We start from the raw sequence: 21064 nt of genomic DNA, 5'->3' as shown, positions 1-21064 counted from the left end.
ATGAGCGCCGACCACCGTGACGCAGACCGTTTCGAGCGGGCCCTTGGGAGCCTGCGCGGACTTTCCCTGGGCGATGCCCTCGGCTCCCAGTTCTTCGTTCCCGCCAACTACCCCCACCTCAAGCGCCGCGAGCTGCCGCCCTCACCGTGGCAGTGGACCGACGACACTGAGATGGCCTGTTCGGTCGTCGCCGTGCTCGCGGATCACGGCCGCATCGACCAGGACGCACTCGCCCGGTCCTTCGCCGACCACCATGACTTCGACCGCGGCTACGGCCCGGCCGTCAATCGCATGCTCCGGCTGATCAGGGAAGGCGGCGACTGGCGCGAGCTGGCCTCGGCGCTCTTCAACGGCCAGGGCTCCTGGGGCAACGGCGCGGCCATGCGCATCGCCCCGCTCGGCGCCTGGTACGCGGACGACCCCGAGCAGGCGACGCACCAGGCCGAGATCTCGGCGTACACCACCCACCAGCACCGGGAAGCGGTGGTCGGAGCGATGGCGGTGGCCGCCGCGGCCGCGCTGGCCGCCGCGCCCGGCGGTACGACCGGCCCGGCGGCGTTGCTGGACGGCGTGCTGGAGCTGATCCCGCGCAGCGCCGTACAGGCCGGTCTGCGGCGTGCCCGGGACATGCTCGACTACGGCGACGCCGGTACGGTCGCCGCGGTGCTGGGCTGCGGGCGCCGGACCAGCGCCCACGACACCGTCCCGTTCACCCTCTGGGCCGCCGCACGCCACCTCGACGACTTCGGGCAGGCGCTCTGGGCGACGGCCCAGGCGGGCGGGGACGTGGACACCACCTGCGCCATCGTCGGGGGGATCGTCGCGGCCGCCGGGGCCACGCCGCCCCAGGACTGGCTGGACCGCACGGAACCGCTCCCGAGCTGGCTGCCGAGGCTTTCCGGCTGAGCCGTAGCAGCGGCGGCTGAGCGGTGGCAGAGGTGATCGAACACCGAAGGCGGCGGGCGGGGCAAGGTAGCCCCCCGAGCGCGTAGTTGATCTATCTCGCATGCCCGGAGCGTGTCCGAAGCGCGGGTGCCCCCCCCCGCAAGCGCATGATCGAAAAGCTGTGGATCAGCGCTCGCCCCCCATGGCCAGGTGTGCCGGCGATGATCGGGACCGGGGCCATGACGGCCAGGCGGTACCCGGTGCGCACGCCCGCCGCCGTTGGGCGTACGCTTGCTGGCGCCATGCCGTACGAGCCCCCAACCCACACCGTCGAGCGATCGCTTCGCGCCACTACAGGCGCCAAGATCATCGCTGGGGTGGACGAAGTCGGACGCGGCGCCTGGGCCGGTCCGGTCAGCGTCTGCGCAGCCGTCACCGGACTGCGCCGCCCGCCGGACGGACTCACCGATTCCAAGCTGCTGACACCCAAGCGACGCACCGAACTCGCCCAAGTGCTCGACGGCTGGGTCACGGCGCACGCCCTGGGGCACGCCTCTCCGGAGGAGATCGACGAACTGGGCATGACCGCGGCACTGCGGCTCGCGGCCGTGCGTGCCCTGGAGGCACTGCCGGTCCGTCCGGACGCGGTCATCCTCGACGGCAAGCACGACTACCTCGGTGGTCCCTGGAAGGTTCGTACGGTCATCAAGGGCGACCAGTCCTGCATCGCGGTGGCCGCGGCCTCCGTGCTCGCCAAGGTCCGTCGCGACATGATGATGGGTGAACTGGAGGGCGTACACGCCGACTTCGCCTTCGCGGACAACGCCGGCTATCCGTCGCCGGCGCACCGTACGGCGCTGGAGGAGTACGGCCCCACGGCGTACCACCGGGTGTCGTGGTCCTACATGGACGCGCTGCCCCGCTGGCGTCACCTGAAGAAGGTGCGCAGCACCCCCGAAGCAGCCGCTCTGGAGGCCGGTGGCCAACTCGGCTTCGACTTCTGAGCGGTGCGGGCATCAATTCGGTACCCGATGACGTGTCCCGCACCTACGTTTGATAGACATCCTTTTATGCCTCTCATCCCCGAGGAGCCTCAGATTCACGAGAGTGTCCCGGGTCCCCGCGCAACTCCGGCCGCCGGCCGCACCGCGTCGACCCCCCGTCCTGTTCCTGGTCCCGGTCCCCGCCCCGCGCCTCCGCGCGGCGCCCCCGCGGCCAGCGCCCGCCCCGGCAAGCCCGGACCCGCCACGCCGTCCCGCGGGCCGGCCGGCGCTCCTCCGGCGCAGCGCCCGGGCCCCAAGCAGCCCACCGCGACCGCCGGTGCCGCCGGCGCCGCTTCCGGAGTGCAGATCCAGCTGATCCCGGCCCCGCAGGATGGCGCGCTCGACGCCGCCGAGGAGGCCGTCGACCTGCTGATGGACTCCGGACGTGCGCCGAGCGACATCCTGGTGCTCACCACTGGTGAGATGCACCCGTGGGCCGCACACGAACTGTCCTTCGGTGAAGCGGCCTACTGGGCGCAGCTGGATGCCGCGGACGACGTGTTCTACGCGGATGCCACCGCCGAGCGTGTGACCGGACGGCCCGTCGTGGTCGTCGCGGTCAACGGTGGCGCCGAGGAGGCCGTCGCCCGGGCCCTGCCCGCCGCGATGACCCGGGCCGGTGCGCTCCTGGTCGTCTGCGGAGACCCGCAGCGGATCAACGCCCTCCTGGGTGTGAACGCCTGACGGGCGACGGCAGGGGGAAGCCCGGCGGCCATGGGCCGTCCGGGCGTCTCGCGCCGGGTATGCGCGGTCCGTCAGCGGGCCGCGGTGCGCCGCCGCGCCTCCAGCGCGCCCGCCGTGCCGCGTCGTGACGTGTGTCGTCCGTCGTTGTGCGGCGGCTCCGCAGGGGGCCGCGGTTCTCCGGAGTACGGCTGCGGTGCGGTCGTGAGCGCCCGTTCCACGGAGCGGGACCGATCGATCGGAGCCGACGATTCCGATGGGGCGGGTGCCGACGGTGATCCGGACCGCCGCGTTCCGTCGGGCTGGCCGACCATTCCCGGCAGTGCGGCGTTTTCGAAGGCCGGACCCAAGGTTTCCGGCGGGAGCTGTCTCGGCACTTCCCGTCGCTCAGCCGGACCGGACTGCTCCGGTACGTACGGGTGCGGAGTTCGACCCGTACCGCGAGCACCGTCGGAGCGCGGATGCCGGCCCCCGCGGCCTTCGCCCAGCACCTGCCAGCCGCTGCGGGTCAGCGTGATGTACGCGCCGCAGCGCAGTCCGTGTAGAGTGCACGCGTCGCGCAGCCCCCACATCCAGGCACCGTCCGCTTCCGTCCAACGGGGGTCACCCTCCCGGCAGTAGAGCAGCACGGCCGTACGGACCGGCACCCGGAGCCGCAGGTCGTGCGGAACCACCCGGCGCAGCTGGGCCAGGAGCGAGTTGCGGAACTCCCAGCCGTCCGGCGCCGCGGCGTACTGGACGAACGACGCGCTGGCGACCACGCGCTCCTCGGGGCCGAGCACCGCCACGACGGCCGTCGAAAGGCCCGGAAGATGGCGGTCGTGCAGCCCGGTGACGACCTCACGCGGGTTGCGCAGCAAGGGAATACCGGCCGACGCCCATTCGGCGGGCTCCAGCATACGGCTCAGCCGGGCGGCGGAATCGGCGGACGTGGGCAGGGAAACATCCGGAGGCTGGGCGAAGCCGAAGGTCACGGTCCTCCCTTCGTCTACACGTCCGCACTCCGGACGGCGGCCGAACGGTGCGGGCACGGTTCGGTACCGCCGTACCGGCCGCGGACGGCGGGTACGGGGAAGCAGGGTCAATTCTTACGTTCGTACAGACATGCGGCAATGAACTCGTCGCGCGCGGGGCCGGAATCGGGCGCCGCGCCTGCTGTATTCATGCCCGCCGCACTGGCCCCTGACGCCCGACCACCCCCTTCACCTCACCCCTGTACGGCAAGGACCAGCGGAAACACTCCGGTGGCTCCCGCCTGGCGCACCAGTCGAGCGGCCACGGCCAACGTCCAGCCGGTGTCCGCGAAGTCGTCCACCAACAGCACCGGCCCACCCGCCGTCGCCAGGGCCTGTGCCAACTCGGGCGGCACACTCAACAACCCGTGCAGCGCCCGCAGTCGCTGTGCGCTGTTGCTGCGCGGAATCCGGGTGTCCGGTTCGTGGTCCCCGTATGTCACCGTCCCCAGGAACGGCATCCGCCCGACGGCGGCGATGCGCTCTCCCAGAGAGCGGACCAGCTGAGGACGGGTACGGGAGTCGAGCGTCACGACCCCCACCGGACGCGCCGGTGCGTCCGGCGAGCCAGAGGCCCAGCCACCGGGCCCCTTCGCCCAGTCGGCGAGCACCGTCACGACCGCGGCCGCGACATCGTCCGGAATCGGCCCGTCGGCAGCCTGCGCGGCCAGCATCGGGCGCAGCCGGTTGCCCCACCCGATGTCGGAGAGCCTGCCCAACGCCCGTCCGGTGGCCGCCTGCTCACCCGCCGGAATGCGGCCCTTGAGATCGACACCGATGGCGGGCAGCCCCGTCGGCCACATCCGCCGCGGCTCGACCTCCACGCCCGGCCGCCCCAGCTCGCCGCGCGCCGCGTCCAGCGAGGCGGTGGACACCTCCGGGGTGAAGCGCGCTCCCGCGCAGTTGTCACAGCGGCCGCACGGCGCCGCCGCCTCGTCGTCCAGCTGCCGCCGCAGGAACTCCATCCGGCAGCCCGTGGTCGTGGCGTAGTCCCGCATGGCCTGCTGTTCGGCCTCGCGCTGCCGCGCCACCCAGGCGTACCGCTCGGCGTCGTACGTCCACGGGCGGCCGGTCGCGGTCCACCCACCCCTGACGCGGTGGACCGCGCCGTCCACGTCGAGCACCTTCAGCATGGTCTCCAGACGTGAGCGGCGCAGCTCCACCAGGGGCTCCAACGCCGGCAGCGACAGCGGCCGGTCCGCACCCGCCAGGACGTCCAGCGTCCGGCGCACCTGCTCCTCGGGCGGGAACGCCAGCGAAGCGAAGTACTTCCAGATCGCCTCGTCCTCACGGCCGGGCAGCAACAGCACCTCGGCGTGCTCGACACCGCGTCCGGCGCGCCCGACCTGCTGGTAATACGCGATGGGGGAGGACGGCGAGCCGAGGTGCACCACGAACCCGAGGTCGGGCTTGTCGAAGCCCATACCCAGCGCGGAGGTGGCGACCAGGGCCTTGACGCGATTGCCGAGCAGGTCGTCCTCGGCCTGCTGCCGGTCGGCGTTCTCGGTCTTGCCCGTGTACGAGGCGACCGTGTGGCCGCGCTGCCGCAGGAAGGCGGTGACCTCCTCGGCCGCGGCGACCGTGAGAGTGTAGATGATCCCGGAGCCCGGCAGCTCGTGCAGATGGTCGGCCAGCCAGGCCAGCCGGTGGGCGGCGTCCGGCAGCGGGAGCACCCCCAGGCTCAGGCTCTCCCGGTCCAGTGGACCTCGCAGGACTAGCGCCTCGGCGGCCCCCTCGCCCGTCCCCAGCTGCTCCGCCACGTCGGCCGTGACCCGCGCATTGGCCGTGGCCGTGGTGGCGAGCACGGGGACGCCGGGCGGGAGGTCGGCGAGCATCGTGCGCAGCCGCCGGTAGTCGGGCCGGAAGTCGTGGCCCCAGTCGGAGATGCAGTGTGCCTCGTCGACCACCAGCAGACCGGTGGCCGCGGCCAGCTTGGGAAGCACCTGGTCACGGAAGTCCGGGTTGTTGAGGCGCTCCGGCGACACGAGCAGGACGTCGACCTCGCCCGCCGCCACCTCGGCCTGGATGGTGTCCCAGTCCTCGGTGTTGGACGAGTTGATTGTGCGCGCGCGGATCCCCGCCCGGGCCGCCGCGTCGACCTGGTTGCGCATCAGCGCGAGCAGCGGCGAGACGATCACGGTCGGGCCGCTGCCGCGCTCGCGCAGCAGCGCGGTCGCGACGAAGTAGACCGCCGACTTGCCCCAGCCCGTGCGCTGCACCACCAGCGCGCGGCGGTGCTCGGCGACCAGCGCCTCGATCGCCCGCCATTGGTCCTCGCGCAGCCGGGCGGTGCCGCCGGGGTCCCCGACGAGGCGGGAAAGGACGGCATCGGCCGAGGCACGCAGGTCTTCGTTGCTCATGGCTCCATGCAACCCGATGCCACTGACAATGCGCGAACCGCCGCCGAATCCTGTGGACAACTTCCGTCACCCGCGAGTTATCCACAGGGGTCGCGGCGGCGTGGCGGTCCGCGGGATCTTCGAGCCATGAACCAGCACAGCGAACTGCCCAGCCAGCCCGATCAGCCCAACCGACTCGGCCGATCCGGTCGACCCGAGCGGCCCAGCCGACCCGGGCAGCCGAGTGGCCTCGATCAGTCCGGCCGGACCGGTGAGGGCGGCCGGACCGGTGAGGGTGGCCAGTCCGGTGAGGGTGGCCAGTCCGGTCAGTCCGGCGGGATCGGCCAGTCCGGCGGGATCGGCAAGGCCGACCGCATCGACAAGGCCGACCGCATCGGCCGGTCGGGTCGGCCCGACCCGACCGGCCTGCCCGGCCACCCCAACCCTCCCGACCACCCCAGCCTCCCCGAAGCCCTCCGCGGTCGTCCCACCAGGCTCGACCGGCCCTTCCGGATCGACCGTCCCCGCCCCTCCATGCAGATGCCCCCCATCCCGGCCCGGCCGACCACATCCGCATCCGCCTTCCCGCCCCCGGCCGCAGGCGCAGACGCGGTGCGGAAGCCCGAGGACCGTATGAAGCCCGAGGGCGGCAAGAGGCCCGAAGCCGGTGGGGATGGTGGGGAAGCCGAAGGGCCGAGGGTCACGCTGCGCGGGCCGGCCGAGCTGGCCGACGCGCTGCCGTATCTGCTGGGCTTCTTCCCGGACGACAGCATCGTCCTCGTCGGTCTGCACGGCGAGCGGGGGCGTTTCGGCAGCCGGGCCCGCCTCGGCATCCCGACCGACCGGTCCGAGTGGGCGTATGTGTCCGAGCAGCTCGCGGGCTCGCTCGTGTCGCTCGGCGAGGAGCGCCGCTCCCGCCCCGAAGGGATCATCGTGTACCTCTGCCAGGCACCGGCGGAGGGGGAGAGCGGCCGGGACGTGATGGAGCGCCTCCGCCCGCTCGCGCAGCGGCTGCGCGTCGCCTGCGGGGCACGGGACGTCCCGGTGCTGGACGCCCTGTGCATCTCCGACGGCCGCTTCTGGTCCTACTGCTGTCCCGATTTCCGCTGCTGTCCCGCCGCGGGCACGCCCCTGACCCCGCCGGGTACCTCGGTGATGGCCGCCGCGGCTGCATACGCCGGAATTCAAGTGCGCGGGTCGCTCCGCGAATTGGAGTCCCGGCTGGCCGCGTGGACCGGGCCCCGCGCGGAACGGCAGACCAGCGCGTTGGACGCCGAGGCCCGCGCGCTCGTCCCGCACATGATCCAGGAGGGGACGGCGGCGCCCGTGCGGGCGGAGACCCTGACGCGGGCGAACGACCTGGTCCGCCGGTTCCGCGAGGACCCGCCCAAGGGCAGCCGCCGGGCCCGGGACGCCTGCGACGACGCGCTCCTGACCGACGCCGAGGCCGCCCGCCTCATCATCGGACTCCAGGACCGCGTCGCCAGGGACCGGGCGGCGGAGTGGATGGAGGGGCCCGACGCCGAACCCTCGCTGCGCCTGTGGCAGGCGCTGTCCCGTCGCTGCGTCGGTGGCTACGCCGAATACGCCGTGGCTCCACTGTCGCTCGCAGGCTGGGTCGCCTGGGCGACGGACGACCAACCGTCCGCCCGCGTCGCGCTCGGCCGGGCACTCACCCTGGATCCGGAGTGCCTCTTCGCCCAATTGCTGCACCGTGGCATCAACGAAGGACTGGACCCGGAATCACTGCGCCGCTGTCTGCGGGAGGAGCGGGACGAGCGCATCGCCCGAGCCGATGGCGCGTCGGCAGAGGGCGTCGTACTGGCATCCGGGTGTGACTCCGTACCGGTGCTTGTGGACGGTCCCGCGCCTGTGCCCCGCCCCTCTTCGGGAGTGACCCGGCCGGGTGAGGCCGGCCGCACCGACGGGGCGCGGCGGCCGGCCGCGTCGGACGGCTCCGGCAGGGCGGGGCGCCCCGGTGGAACCGGACGTTGCGGTGGATCGGACCGCCCGGGTGGTCCGCGTGGCAGTACGCGTCCCGGCTCGCGCACGACCACCGGCCGGACCGGGCGCCGCGCCGGCCGCAACGGTGACCGGAGCCGGCCGTGAGCCCGCCGGTGCGGCGGTGCCGGCGTGACCTGGGCGCCGGCCCTGGCGTTCAGCTCGGTGGCGCAGTCCGTATGGAGCCCAGACACCAGCAGGGAGCGCAGAGAGTGTCAGGCATGGTCCCCACCACTCAGCCGGCCCGCCGGGCATCCGGAGATCACCGTTCCGGGGTGCCCCGGCCACCGGAACCGCAGCCCGTCCACGGGACCTTGATCTGCGTGGCCCTGCCGGCCCTCGCCATCTCCTCCGAACAGGGCCAGCTCACGGGCCGGGGGACGGACGGCTTCTACCGCGCCGGGCGCCGCGTCCTGTCGCGGTGCCAGCTGAGCGCGGGCGGCACCGAACCCGTCGTGGTGCAGGGCAGGTTGATCGCGTCGGACCGCGCGCGGTTCATCGGGACGGTCCGTACGGCCGTCGACCGCGGTCCGGACCCCGAGATCCGTGTCGAACGGCTGCGGAGTGCCGACGGCGTCGAACGGATCACGTTCCACAGCAGCGCACCGCGCCGGGTGCGGCTGCCCGTGGAACTGCGGCTGGGCACGGACCTCGCCGAGCTGGGGGCGATCGCCGTCGGTGTCGCCGGGCCGGAACTGCCCGCCAGCGTGCACGGTTCGGGACTGCGCTGGTCCGCCGCCGGGGCCCATGCCGTGATCGCCGCGACCCCGGCCCCCTCGGACGTCATGGCATCGGCCGGGCTGCTGTGCTGGGAGCTGGATCTGCCTCCCGGCGGCCACCACACCATCGAGGTGCGCGTCCGGATGGAGCATGCGACGTCGGGAGCCTTCGCGGGCAGGCCGGGCCCGCCGCTCCCGGCCACGCGAGGCGGTGAGCAGCCGCCGCGGCCATGGTCGGCGGCGCGGCTCCAGTGCGACGACCCCCGGGCCGACGCGCTGCTGGCGGCAGGCCTCGACGATCTCCACGGCCTGCTGATGCGTGGCCCGGGTGCTCCCACGGACACGTACGTCGCCGGCGGGGTGCCCTGGCGGTGCGGCCTCTCACCGGCCGAGGCCCTGTGGGCCGCCCGCATGTTGCTGCCCCTGGGCACCAGACTCGCGGCAAACACCCTGCGCACGCTCGCGCACTTGCAACTGACCGGCCCGGGGGCGGATTCCGGCCGAATTCCGGGCGCGCTGCGGGACGCGGGGCCGTACGCGCCACCCAGCTGTACGGGAGTCGAGGCGACGCTGCTCTTCCCCACGGTCCTCGCCGAAGCCCGCCGCTGGGGCCTGCCCGAACGCGAGACCGAGCAGCTGCTCCCGGCTGCGGAGGGCTGCCTGCGATGGCTGCGTACGGCCGTGGGCGAGGGGAACGTATCCGGTGACGGAGCCCTGAGCAGGGGCAGCGGCTACGTCCCCGACCCGGCGCCCGGAGGGCCGTACCGCTGTGCGACCCAGGCACACGCGCACCGTGCCGCGCTGCTCGGCGCCGACCTCCTCGACGCCTACGGCAGACCGGGCGTGTCCGCACTACGGGAGTGGGCGGCCGGACTGCGGATGCGGTTCCGCGAGGAGTTCTGGGTGGAGAGCCGCAGCGGCGGCAGCCCCGCCGCGCTGCGGACCTCCGGCGGGCGTCTGCTGCCGCACTTCGGTTCCGCCGCCGCCCACCTTCTGGACACCGGACTGCTCGGCGGCGGGCGGACCGCCGTCGGCCTGCTCGACCCGGTACGCACGGAGCGCCTCGCCCGCCTCCTGGGGAGCCCGGCCATGGACTCGGGGTGGGGTCTGCGGGGGCTCGGCGCCAAGGAGAGCGGTTACAACCCCTTCGGCCACCGCAGCGGCGCCGTACGGGTCCACGAGACGGCGGTCGCGGTCGCCGGTCTGGCCGCCGCCGGCCATGAGAAGGAGGCTGCCTCCCTGGTCCGCGGACTGCTCGACGCGGCGCAGAGCTTCGCCTACCGACTTCCGGAGATGTACGCGGGCGAGCAGCGCACGCGTGACGGTGCGCCCGTGCCGCACCCCGCCGCCTGCCGACCGGCGGCTGTGGCCGCCGCCGGCGCGGTGCACGCCCTGACCGCCCTGGCCGGGGTGCGCCCCGACGTTCCGGCGGGGACCGTGGCGGTCCGTCCGGTGGCCGGTGCGCCGCTCGGGGCGATGCAGTTCACCGGGCTCAGCGTCGCAGGGCAGCCGTTCGCCGTACGGATCAGCAGACTCGGCCTCGGTCTGGTGGAGGAGGCCGCGAATGGCTTGCAACTGGGGGCGTGAGGTGCGCCAGGGCCTGATTATCGTCAGGCGGACGACTATGATCGCGCCATGCCTCCCTACGACCCGTCGGCCTTCCCCCCGTTCGCCGTTACCGTCGACCTGGTCGTGCTCACCGTGCGCAGGCACGCGCTGTGCGCGCTGGCTGTGCGCCGTGGCGAGCCGCCGTTCCAGGGGCGCTGGGCCCTGCCGGGCGGGTTCGTACGGAGCGACGAGGACCTGGAGGCGGCCGCCGCCCGGGAGCTGGCCGAAGAGACCGGGCTGCACGCCCACTGCCCGGCGGGACCGCCCCCGCCTTACGGCGCGCACCTGGAACAGCTCGCCACGTACGGCGACCCCAAGCGCGACCCCCGTATGCGGGTGGTCAGCGTCGCCCATCTGGTGCTCGCCCCCGACCTGCCCGCCCCGACGGCGGGCGGCGATGCCCACAGTGCGCGCTGGGCCCCCGTCGACACGCTCCTGGACCAGGACGGCGGCCTCGGGCGCGAAGGGGAGCAGTCCGCCCCGCTCGCCTTCGACCACGCCAGGATCCTCGCGGACGGGGTGGAGCGGGCCCGCTCGAAGATCGAGTACTCCTCGCTCGCCACCGCCTTCTGCCCGCAGGAGTTCACCGTGGGGGAGCTGCGCAGGGTGTACGAAGCGGTGTGGGGCGTGGCACTGGACCCCCGCAACTTCCACCGCAAGGTCACCGGCACGCCGGGTTTCCTGGTGCCCACCGGCGGGACGACGACCCGTCAGGGCGGCCGCCCCGCCCAGCTGTTCAGGGCCGGTGGTGCCACCCTGCTCAACCCGCCGATGCTGAGACCGGAGGTCTGAACGGCGGGCTGACGGGGCGCGGGCGGATGGTGGCGGGCGACGCGGTGTGAAGGCGCCGTTGTCGGGGAGTGTGACACGCTTGGGCACCAACTGCGGGGCATTACCGGCAAAACGGACAAGTGGGGTTACCGTGGCCGGGTGAGTCCCCACCTCCTCCTCCCCACCGCATCCGTGAGGCCCCGCGCCCCGTGGGGGTCGCGATGATCCAGGCCATCGGACTGACCGGCGGCTCCCGCGAGGGGCGGCGCCCCGCCGTCGACGACCTGAGCTTCGAGGCTCCCGCCGGCCGGATCACCGTCCTGCTGGGCGACGAGGGGGCCGGCAAGACCACCGCCCTGCGGCTCATGCTCCAACTGGAGAGCGGTCGCGGCGTCGCGCTCTTCCGTGGGCGCCCGCTGCACCGTGTCCCGAACCCGGCCCGCGAGATCGGCGTGGTCTTCGGCGACGTCCCCGGCCACCCGGCCCGTACGGCGCGTGGCCACCTGCGGATGCTCAGCGCCGCCGCGGGGGTTCCGGCGTCACGGGCCGACGACGTGCTGGATCTCGTCGGCCTCAGCGGCCTGGCCGACGAGAAACTCGGAGCCTTCTCGCGGGGCATGGACCGCCGACTCGGCCTGGCCGCCGCCCTCCTCGGCGACCCGCACACCCTCCTCCTCGACGAGCCCTCCCGGGACGTGTCCCCGCGCGAGGCGGCATGGCTGCACGGTCTGCTGCAGGGCTACGCGGCGCAGGGCGGCGCCGTACTGCTCACCTCCGGTGACGCGCGGGCGGCCGCCCGGCTCGGCCACCGGGTGGTCACCATCGAAAGCGGCAGGCTGGTCGCGGACCAGCATGTGGCCGACTTCGCCCGGACCCGGCTGCGCCCTCGCGTCGTCGTCCGCTCTCCGCACGCCGACCGGCTCGCTTCGCTGCTCGTCGACGAGTCGCAGCGTGCGCGTCCGGGGGCGGAGCCGCACGCGGGCCGCGCGGTCGAAGTCGTACGGGAGAGCGGCAGCCGTATCGCCGTGTACGGCAGCAGCTGCGCCGCCGTGGGTGACACGGCGTTCCGGCACGGCATTCTCGTCCACCGGCTCGCCGACGAGGTGGGGGACACCGGCCCGATCGCCCCGCTCACCCGCGCCGATGGACGTGCCCGCGCCCGGGGGCGCGCCGTGGCGGCTGCCTCGGAGGCCGCCTCGCTGATCCCGTCAGCAGCTGGTGCCACCGCGGCCTTGGATGCCGCGCCTTCCGGCACCGCGAGGAATCCCGATGCCATCGCGGCGCCCGGGGGCCCCTCGGGGCACGCGGTGAGGACAACGGCGATGGAAGCCGCCGCCGAGTCGGAGCGCAACAGCCGATCGGCTCCAGGACGTTCGTCGCACGTAGTGGCAGGTCAACGCGTCGATGCCGCAGGGGCGGATGTTCACGCGACGTCGGCAGCCGCCACGCAGCCGCTGGATCACGTGGCCTCGGTCGAGGCCACCCAGCCGCTCGACCTCACGCCCCCAGCCGCGCTCAAACAGTCGGCCGCCCCCGTGCAGCCGTTCGCCCTCACGCCGCCGCCCGATCCGGCGGGCGCGCCACCTTCCGCGAACGTACTCACGTCCTCCACATCCGCACCGACCGAACCAGAACTCGCATCCATCCCACTGGCCCCAGCGCACCCGAACCTCGCATCCGCCTCTCCACACCCAACAGCCCCCATCGCCACTTCTGACTCCACCCTCGCCCTCAACTCCACATCCGCCTCCACCTTCAAACCCTTGAAGCCACTCCGTACCTCCCTCTCCCCGGGTTCCCCCGGCCCCGCCCCGGTGTCGCCGCAAGACGCGGCCCGTAAACTCGTCAGCCTGCGCCTTTCCGGCCGTGGTCCTGAGTGGCCGCTGCGTTACGAGTTCCGGCGTGCCACGACCGACCCCGCCGGTCCGATCGTGGCCGTGCTCGCGCTGGCGGTGGCTCTGGTCTTCGCGCTGGTGCTGGCCCGCGCCGGTGACACCTCGCAGGTGCACGTGCTCACCGGCTGGCCGCGTCAACTTCCGTTCCCTCCGGTGGCGCTCGCGGCCGGGCTGATCGGGGCGCTCTCCTTCGGTCAGGAGTTCCGCTATCCGGCCCTCGCTCCCGAACAGGGCACCGTGCCCCGTCGCCTCGGTCTGCTGGCGGCCAAGCTGCTGGTCAGCGGTGTCGCGGCGGTGTTGCTCGCTCTCGGGACGCTTCTGTTCGACGGTGTGGCGGTGCGCGGCCTGTTCGGTTCCGCCGGCCTGCCCCCGGGCGGTGACGTGACGGTGCTGGCAGTCGGATGGACGGCCCTTCTGGTCGGTTGCGCGTGGACGGGTGTGCTGGCGGCCGGTGTGTTCCGGTCCACCGCGACGGGGTTGGCCGTGGTCCTGGCCGTACCGGTGCTCGTTCTCCCCCTCGTACAGCGGGCGTTGGCGACCCCGGACGCCCGGTCCCTGGTGGGAGTTCCCGCGCGGCTGCGGTCGACGGCGCTGGTGCAGTGGCCGTCCGGGTTCGATCAGACGGTCGAAGCGGCGTTGCGGCTGGCGGCCCAACCAGTGGGCGGAGCACTGACGTTGTCGCTCACCGCGCTGGTCCTCGCCTATGCCCTGACCGCCCTACGGAAGAGGGCCCGTAGGCCCTGACAGGCCGCTCCGGCGGGCAGTTCGAGCGGTCTCGGTAGGGCCCTCCCGTGGGGAGCACCTTTCTTTCCGATAAAGCGTCAATTGAGGAATGATGGGCGATCACCCTTTCGTGTGCTTTTCACCAAAGACCTCAAGGGGTCCCGGGGCGTCGCCGACAAATGATGCGTGAGTACCCTTGCGCACACCATGATGACCGCGGCTCGCCCCGCCGACGCCGGCCTCGCCGGCCCGGGCGAGCTTGACCGCTACCCCTACGCCGCCGCGGGCGCACCCGGCGCCGGCGGTGTCGCCCACGCTCCGGGCGTCGAGCGGGCCGACCGCGTACCGCCCGTCTGGGACGGGCCCGAGACGGACATGGCGCGGGTCGGCCGCCGCGCGGCGGGCAACCGTGGCCGGGGCCTGCACGGCCAACTCGTCCAGCAGCTCGGCCAGATGATCGTCTCCGGTGATCTCGGGGCGGACCGTCCGCTCGTGCCCGAGGAGATCGGCCAGCGCTTCGAGGTCTCCCGCACCGTGGTCCGCGAGTCCCTGCGTGTCCTGGAGGCCAAGGGCCTGGTCAGTGCGCGCCCGAACGTGGGCACCCGGGTGCGTCCGGTCAGTGACTGGAATCTGCTCGACCCCGACATCATCGAGTGGCGGGCGTACGGCCCGCAGCGCGACGACCAGCGCCGTGAACTGTCCGAGCTGCGCTGGACCATCGAACCGCTCGCCGCCCGGCTCGCCGCGGGCCACGGTCGCGACGACATCCAGCAGCGCCTCGCCGACATGGTGGAGATCATGGGGCATGCCGTCGCCCAGGGGGACACCCTGACCTTCGGCCGTGCCGACTCCGAGTTCCACACCCTGCTGCTCCAGCTCGCCGGCAACCGCATGCTGGAGCACCTCTCCGGCATCGTCTCCTCCGCCCTGCATGTCTCGGGCGGCCCGTCCGGCGGCTGTGAGCGCCCGGCGGAGAAGGCCGTGGGGCAGCACATGCGGATCGTCGACGCGGTCGGCGCGGGCGACGCGGCGGGTGCCGAGGCCGCGATGCGTGCCCTGCTGACCTCCCATGGTGAGACCGGCGGCCAGGGTGCGGGCGGCGCCGGGGACCACACCGTCCCGCCGCCCCGAGAGCACTGAAGGACCCGCGCCGCTGAAGAACCCGCCCACCGGAGGGCCCGTACCGGCCGGAGAAGACCGGCCGAGGGGCGTACACCCGTACGGAACGGGTGGCGCGTCCGCACGGGACAGACCGTCTGAAAACGTACGGGCCGACCGGGGCGCGAGGGGTGGACACCAGGCGCGCGGAGTGCATGGGGGCGCACAGGGCGTGCGGACGCCGGCGGAGCGCACGGGAGTGGGCGCGGGGCCCGCGACGGTGCGCCGCCGCGAGTGAGCGGCGGGCGTGGGCCGAGGTACGGAAGGCCGCCGGGCCCGGGAGTGTGATCCGGGCCCGGCGTTTGCTTGGGAGGGTTGCGCACCGTATGGGAGGGAATGTCTCGTTATGCGGTGTGACTCGGGCCACGCAGATTGGGCGTAACGCTCGCCGGGGAGGCGCGATGACTAAAGAGGTGATAGCCGAGGAGGGAATGCGAGCGGCGTTTTCGGCGCTGTTCAACTCCCCGGCTTCCCCTGCGCCGTCGGTCCATCCCCGCCGACGGTCGTCGGCTCCGATCCACCGTGGACGGGGTCGGAAGTCGTTTCCATCGTTCCGAGAGGTTGTTCGTGTCGGCCAGCACATCCCGTACGCTCCCGCCGGAGATCGCCGAGTCCGAGTCAGTGATGGCGCTCATCGAGCGGGGAAAGGCTGATGGGCAGATCGCCGGCGATGACGTGCGTCGGGCCTTCGAGGCTGACCAGATTCCGCCAACCCAGTGGAAGAACGTTCTGCGCAGCCTCAACCAGATCCTCGACGAGGAGGGTGTGACGCTGATGGTCAGTGCCGCAGAGGCGCCCAAGCGCACCCGCAAGAGCGTCGCAGCGAAGAGTCCGGCGAAGCGCACCGCCACCAAGACCGTCGCGGCCAAGACCGCCACGGCGAAGAAGGCCACCACCGCGACGGCCCCGATGGGTGAGGCGTCGTACGGCGAGACCGAGGGCGGGCCCGAGAAGAAGACGGTCGCCAAGAAGGCCACCGCCAAGAAGACGGTCGCGAAGAAGACCGCCGCCAAGAAGACGGTGGCGAAGAAGTCCGCCGCCAAGAAGGACGTCGACGAGCTCCTCGAAGACGAGCCGATCGAGGAGGCGGCGCCCGCAGGCAAGGGCGGCGAGGTCGCGGCCGAGGTGCCCGAGGGTGCCGAGAACGCCGGGTTCGTGCTGTCCGACGACGACGAGGACGACGCCCCCGCGCAGCAGGTCGCCGCGGCCGGCGCCACCGCCGACCCGGTCAAGGACTACCTCAAGCAGATCGGCAAGGTCCCGCTGCTCAACGCCGAGCAGGAGGTCGAGCTCGCCAAGCGCATCGAGGCCGGCCTGTTCGCCGAGGACAAGCTGGCCAACTCCGACAAGCTGGCACCGAAGCTCAAGCGCGAGCTGGAGATCATCGCCGAGGACGGCCGGCGCGCCAAGAACCACCTGCTGGAGGCCAACCTCCGTCTGGTGGTCTCGCTGGCCAAGCGCTACACGGGCCGCGGCATGCTCTTCCTGGACCTGATCCAGGAGGGCAACCTCGGTCTGATCCGTGCGGTCGAGAAGTTCGACTACACGAAGGGTTACAAGTTCTCCACGTACGCGACGTGGTGGATCCGCCAGGCGATCACCCGCGCGATGGCCGACCAGGCCCGGACGATCCGTATTCCGGTCCACATGGTCGAGGTCATCAACAAGCTGGCCCGTGTGCAGCGCCAGATGCTCCAGGACCTGGGCCGCGAGCCCACCCCGGAGGAGCTGGCCAAGGAACTGGACATGACCCCCGAAAAGGTCATCGAGGTTCAGAAGTACGGCCGCGAGCCGATCTCGCTGCACACCCCGCTGGGCGAGGACGGCGACAGCGAGTTCGGTGACCTGATCGAGGACTCCGAGGCGGTCGTGCCGGCCGACGCGGTCAGCTTCACGCTGCTGCAGGAGCAGCTGCACTCGGTTCTGGACACGCTCAGCGAGCGTGAGGCGGGCGTGGTCTCCATGCGCTTCGGTCTCACCGACGGCCAGCCCAAGACGCTGGACGAGATCGGCAAGGTCTACGGCGTCACGCGTGAGCGGATCCGTCAGATCGAGTCCAAGACGATGTCCAAGCTGCGCCACCCGTCGCGCTCGCAGGTTCTGCGCGACTACCTGGACTGATCCGGGAGCGGCCGCTCCGGACGGCCGTACGAGTGCATTGCGGGCCCGGCCCCCTTCGGTGGGGGCCGGGCCCGCGGTGTGTCCCGGGTGCGTGATGGCCACAACTGTCTCACCCTGGGTGTGCGAACACTTCCGCACAGTCAGGAGCGAGTATGCGTGCCTACGTCCGGGCCGTCCTCGGGGCCCTCGTCCTGGTCCTCGCCGTACCGGTCACCGCGCGGGCGGACGAGTCGGTGGTGGGGGGCCGGCAGGTCAAGGTCTCCGACAACCCGTGGATGGTGGCCATCGCCTCCCGGTCGCGCTTCGGTGCCGACCGTTCGGGCCAGTTCTGCGGCGGTGTCCTGGTCGGCCGCGCGACGGTGGTCACGGCGGCGCACTGTCTGAGCCGCGCGGTGCTGGGCGTGGAGTGGCAGCAGGTCAAGGACCTGCGGATCATCGTGGGGCGCGAGGACATGCGGGGCAAGGGCGGCCAGGAGCTCGTGCCGCGCCGGGTCTGGGTGAATCCGACGTACGACAGTTACAGCAACGCCGGGGACATCGCGGTGCTCACGCTCGGCAAGCAGATGCCGAAGGGTCGGGCGCTGTCGATGGCCAAGGCCGGTGATGCCGCGTACAAGGCGGGCACCAAGGCGAACGTGTACGGCTGGGGCGACACCACCGGCAATGGCTCGTACGCGTCCGCGCTCCGCTCGGCGCAGGTGCAGATGTTCTCGAACGCTGCCTGTAGCAGGGCGTACCCGGGCAATGCGGACGGTAGGTATCTGGCCGATTCCATGCTGTGCGCGGGGACGGCGAGTGGTGGCCGGGATGCCTGCCAGGGCGACAGCGGAGGGCCGCTGGTGGCGCGTGGCCGCCTCGTGGGGCTGGTGTCCTGGGGGACGGGCTGCGGGAAGGTGGGGAAGCCGGGCGTCTACACGCGGATCTCGACGATGATCAAGCACGTGACCGCCCACGGGGCCGGCTGAGGGGCGCGCGTCGGGCGCCGGGGCTCGCGGACGGAGTGGGTGGTGACAGCGCCTTAGAACGTCACAGGAGGCGCTTGAAGGCGCAACCGTAACGGTGGCGGGCCGAAGGCGTGGGAACGTACGAGTGCGGGCGGCCCCCGGTGGTGCCGGGGAACCGCCCGCCGCACGGCCCTAGGCCGCTAACTCGCTCGTCGTCGGATGCGATGTGTCAGCGTTCCTCTTCGGAAGCAGACGCGGGAGAGGCGGTCAGCCGCTCCGTCTCGTCCTGTATTTCCGCGGCGATCTTCTTGAGTTCTGGCTCGAACTTGCGGCCGTGGTGGGCGCAGAAGAGCAGTTCGCCGCCGGACATCAGAACGACGCGCAGGTATGCCTGGGCGCCGCAGCGGTCGCAGCGGTCAGCGGCCGTCAGCGGGCTCGCGGGGGTCAGAACAGTAGTCACGTCGCCTCTTCTCTAGCTCGACGAGCTGTCGTACCAGGGTCAACATCCAACCAGGCCGAAAACGTTCCCGCTCGTGCCTTATTCCCTGAAAATTTTTTTCCAAGGGGGCCGGGTGTTGCCGGGTGGCGGCGAATGAGCCGTATTGCGTGGTGGTCTGATTCACGTTGGTTGCTGGGCTTTTGTCCTCCCGGCTGGCTTGCCGGTTGTTCAAGAGGACGTGCCCGGAGCCTAAATGGTTCATGCCTCGAAGGGAACGTGATGTGCGCGGCACTGCGCTCTCACTCCATCGAGGGATCGAACACGTGAACGAAAGTCTACTACCATGGACACCGTCACGGGTGGCGTCACATCGGCTCTACCGGGCCTCGGTACGCTCTCACCGGCGACACCGCCACGACCGGGTCCGCGGAATGCGGGCCACCAGTAATTCAGCGAGGAGCGAACCGCGTGACCGCCGAGATGTCCGTGCCGTCCACCGCCGTGCTGACCGGGGCAGACCGGGACGGGTCCAACTACACCGCGCGGCATCTGCTCGTCCTGGAGGGACTGGAGGCCGTCCGCAAGCGCCCTGGCATGTACATCGGCTCGACGGACAGCCGTGGCCTGATGCACTGCCTCTGGGAGATCATCGACAACTCCGTCGACGAGGCGCTGGGCGGCTACTGCGATCGTATCGATGTCGTCCTCCACGACGACGGCTCGGTGGAGGTCCGGGACAACGGCCGCGGCATCCCGGTCGACGTGGAGCCCAAAACCGGCCTGAGCGGCGTCGAGGTCGTGATGACCAAGCTGCACGCCGGCGGTAAGTTCGGCGGCGGTTCCTACGCGGCGTCCGGTGGTCTGCACGGTGTCGGCGCCTCGGTGGTCAACGCGCTGTCCGCCCGGCTGGACGTCGAGGTGGACCGCAACAGCAAGACCCACTCGATCAGTTTCCGCCGCGGTGTGCCCGGTATCTTCACCGAGTCCGGCCCCGACGCCCCCTTCGATCCGGCCAACGGCCTGCTCAAGGGCAAGCGCATCCCCAAGACCCGTACCGGCACGCGGGTGCGGTACTGGGCCGACCGGCAGATCTTCCTCAAGGACGCCAAGCTGTCCCTGGAGACGCTGCACGCGCGGGCGCGCCAGACCGCGTTCCTGGTGCCCGGACTGACCCTCGTCGTACGGGACGAGCGCGGCGTCGAGAGCGAGGGCCCCACCGAGGAGACCTTCCGGTACGACGGCGGTATCAGCGAGTTCTGCGAGTACCTGGCCCAGGACAAGGCCGTCTGCGACGTGCTGCGGCTGACCGGGCAGGGCACGTTCAAGGAGACCGTGCCGGTCCTGGACGACCGCGGCCACATGACGCCCACCGAGGTCACCCGGGAGCTGGGCGTCGACGTCGCACTGCGCTGGGGCACCGGCTACGACGCCACCGTCAAGTCTTTCGTCAACATCATCGCCACCCCCAAGGGCGGCACCCACGTGTCCGGTTTTGAACGGTCGGTGGCCAAGACCGTCAACGAGGTGCTGCGCTCGGCCAAGCTGCTGCGCGTCGCCGAGGACGACGTCGTCAAGGACGACGCCATGGAAGGCCTGACCGCCGTGGTCACCGTGCGGCTGGCCGAGCCGCAGTTCGAGGGCCAGACCAAGGAAGTACTGGGCACCTCGGCCGCCTCCCGCATCGTCGCCCAGGTCGTCGCCAAGGAGCTCAAAGCGTTTTTGACCTCCACCAAACGCGACGCCAAGCAGCAGGCCCGCGCCGTCCTGGACAAGATCGTGGCGGCGGCCCGTACCCGCATCGCGGCCCGCCAGCACAAGGAGGCCCAGCGCCGTAAGACGGCTCTGGAGTCCTCCTCGCTGCCCGCCAAGCTGGCCGACTGCCGCAGCGACGACGTCGAGCGCAGCGAGCTGTTCATCGTCGAGGGCGACTCGGCACTGGGCACCGCCAAGCTGGCGCGCAACTCCGAGTTCCAGGCGCTGCTGCCGATCCGCGGCAAGATCCTCAATGTCCAGAAGTCGTCGGTCTCGGACATGCTCAAGAACGCCGAGTGCGGTGCGATCATCCAGGTCATAGGAGCGGGTTCCGGCCGCACCTTCGACATCGACGCGGCCCGTTACGGCAAGGTCATCTTCCTGGCGGACGCCGATGTCGACGGCGCGCACATCCGGTGCCTGCTGCTGACGCTCTTCCAGCGCTACATGCGTCCGATGGTCGAGCAGGGGCGGGTCTTCTCGGCCGTGCCGCCGCTGCACCGGGTCGAGCTGACCCAGCCCAAGAAGGGCCAGGACAAGTACATCTACACGTACTCGGACAACGAGCTGCGCCAGACGCTGCTGGAACTGCAGCGCAAGAACATCCGTTACAAGGACAGCATCCAGCGCTACAAGGGTCTGGGCGAGATGGACGCCGACCAGCTCGCGGAGACCACCATGGATCCCCGCCACCGCACCCTGCGCCGGATCAACATCAGCGACCTGGAAGCCGCCGAAAAGGCCTTCGACCTGCTGATGGGCAACGACGTCGCCCCACGCCGGGAGTTCATCACCAGCTCCGCCTCCACGCTGGACCTCTCGCGCATCGACACGTGACGGGCCGCCGCGGGGGCGCGTGATACGCCCCGCGCGCTGGTACGGGCGCCTCTCCACCCACGGGTGGAGAGGCGCCCGCTGCGTTTTCCACCCGGAGCCCACCTGCACGCCGATCCGGGCAGCGGGGCCCGCTTC

At 72.0% G+C, this 21064-nt stretch carries 13 protein-coding genes and 1 pseudogene; 11 read left to right on the top strand and 3 right to left on the bottom strand.

Going from position 1 to position 21064, the window contains the following annotated elements; all coding sequences use genetic code 11:
* The 3 genes from ACZ53K_RS26970 to ACZ53K_RS26960 all read left to right on the top strand — a co-directional run bounded on the left by ACZ53K_RS26970 (nt 1) and on the right by ACZ53K_RS26960 (nt 2612).
* Entirely contained in the window at nt 1-906 is a 906-nt protein-coding gene (locus tag ACZ53K_RS26970) for an ADP-ribosylglycohydrolase family protein (protein WP_468841284.1), read from the top strand.
* Between the two features lie 281 nt (nt 907-1187).
* Nucleotides 1188-1889 carry a ribonuclease HII gene (locus ACZ53K_RS26965; protein ID WP_468841282.1) on the top strand — a complete coding sequence of 234 codons (702 nt, stop codon included), beginning with the start codon at nt 1188-1190 and terminating at the stop codon, nt 1887-1889.
* Between the two features lie 66 nt (nt 1890-1955).
* Complete coding sequence (locus ACZ53K_RS26960) at nt 1956-2612, top strand: hypothetical protein (RefSeq protein WP_468841280.1); 657 nt, start codon at nt 1956-1958, stop codon at nt 2610-2612.
* Nucleotides 2613-3001: 389 nt separating this feature from the next.
* On the opposite strand, the pseudogene ACZ53K_RS26955 reads toward ACZ53K_RS26960, so the two are convergent.
* Both ACZ53K_RS26955 and ACZ53K_RS26950 read right to left on the bottom strand, forming a co-directional pair.
* Nucleotides 3002-3583, bottom strand: a pseudogene (locus tag ACZ53K_RS26955) (hypothetical protein); the annotation flags it as partial.
* Between the two features lie 233 nt (nt 3584-3816).
* Nucleotides 3817-5982 carry a RecQ family ATP-dependent DNA helicase gene (locus ACZ53K_RS26950; RefSeq protein WP_468841278.1) on the bottom strand — a complete coding sequence of 722 codons (2166 nt, stop codon included), beginning with the start codon at nt 5980-5982 and terminating at the stop codon, nt 3817-3819.
* 126 nt (nt 5983-6108) lie between these two features.
* Here ACZ53K_RS26950 and ACZ53K_RS26945 point away from each other — a divergent pair, with 126 nt between their 5' ends.
* From ACZ53K_RS26945 to ACZ53K_RS26915, 7 genes are all read left to right on the top strand, one after another.
* Nucleotides 6109-8070 carry a DUF4192 domain-containing protein gene (locus ACZ53K_RS26945; protein ID WP_468841276.1) on the top strand — a complete coding sequence of 654 codons (1962 nt, stop codon included), beginning with the start codon at nt 6109-6111 and terminating at the stop codon, nt 8068-8070.
* Between the two features lie 215 nt (nt 8071-8285).
* On the top strand, nt 8286-10268 hold the full coding sequence (locus ACZ53K_RS26940; protein ID WP_468841274.1) for a glycogen debranching N-terminal domain-containing protein: 1983 nt from the start codon (nt 8286-8288) through the stop codon (nt 10266-10268).
* Between the two features lie 48 nt (nt 10269-10316).
* A complete protein-coding gene (locus ACZ53K_RS26935; protein WP_206507289.1) occupies nt 10317-11081 on the top strand; it encodes an NUDIX hydrolase in 765 nt (254 codons plus the stop codon).
* A 200-nt stretch (nt 11082-11281) separates the two neighbouring features.
* Entirely contained in the window at nt 11282-13699 is a 2418-nt protein-coding gene (locus ACZ53K_RS26930) for an ATP-binding cassette domain-containing protein (RefSeq protein WP_468841272.1), read from the top strand.
* 165 nt (nt 13700-13864) lie between these two features.
* Nucleotides 13865-14818 (top strand): FadR/GntR family transcriptional regulator, encoded by a 954-nt coding sequence (locus ACZ53K_RS26925; RefSeq protein ID WP_468841270.1) that lies wholly within the window; start codon nt 13865-13867, stop codon nt 14816-14818.
* 579 nt (nt 14819-15397) lie between these two features.
* Nucleotides 15398-16957 (top strand): RNA polymerase sigma factor, encoded by a 1560-nt coding sequence (locus ACZ53K_RS26920; protein ID WP_468841268.1) that lies wholly within the window; start codon nt 15398-15400, stop codon nt 16955-16957.
* Between the two features lie 152 nt (nt 16958-17109).
* Nucleotides 17110-17922, top strand: coding sequence for a S1 family peptidase (locus ACZ53K_RS26915; RefSeq protein WP_468841266.1), 813 nt, complete (start codon nt 17110-17112; stop codon nt 17920-17922).
* A 208-nt stretch (nt 17923-18130) separates the two neighbouring features.
* Here the strand turns inward: ACZ53K_RS26915 and ACZ53K_RS26910 are convergent, their stop codons facing one another.
* Entirely contained in the window at nt 18131-18361 is a 231-nt protein-coding gene (locus ACZ53K_RS26910; RefSeq protein WP_006602664.1) for a DUF7455 domain-containing protein, read from the bottom strand.
* A gap of 447 nt (nt 18362-18808) precedes the next feature.
* On the opposite strand from ACZ53K_RS26910, the gene ACZ53K_RS26905 reads away from it, so the two are divergent.
* Complete coding sequence (locus tag ACZ53K_RS26905) at nt 18809-20929, top strand: DNA gyrase/topoisomerase IV subunit B (protein WP_468841264.1); 2121 nt, start codon at nt 18809-18811, stop codon at nt 20927-20929.
* Nucleotides 20930-21064: the final 135 nt, after the last annotated feature.

The sequence above is a fragment of the Streptomyces sp. NPDC033221 genome (genome assembly GCF_055577005.1).
The sequence above is the reverse complement of the archived record's forward strand: the minus strand, read 5'-3'. Positions and strand labels throughout refer to the sequence as shown.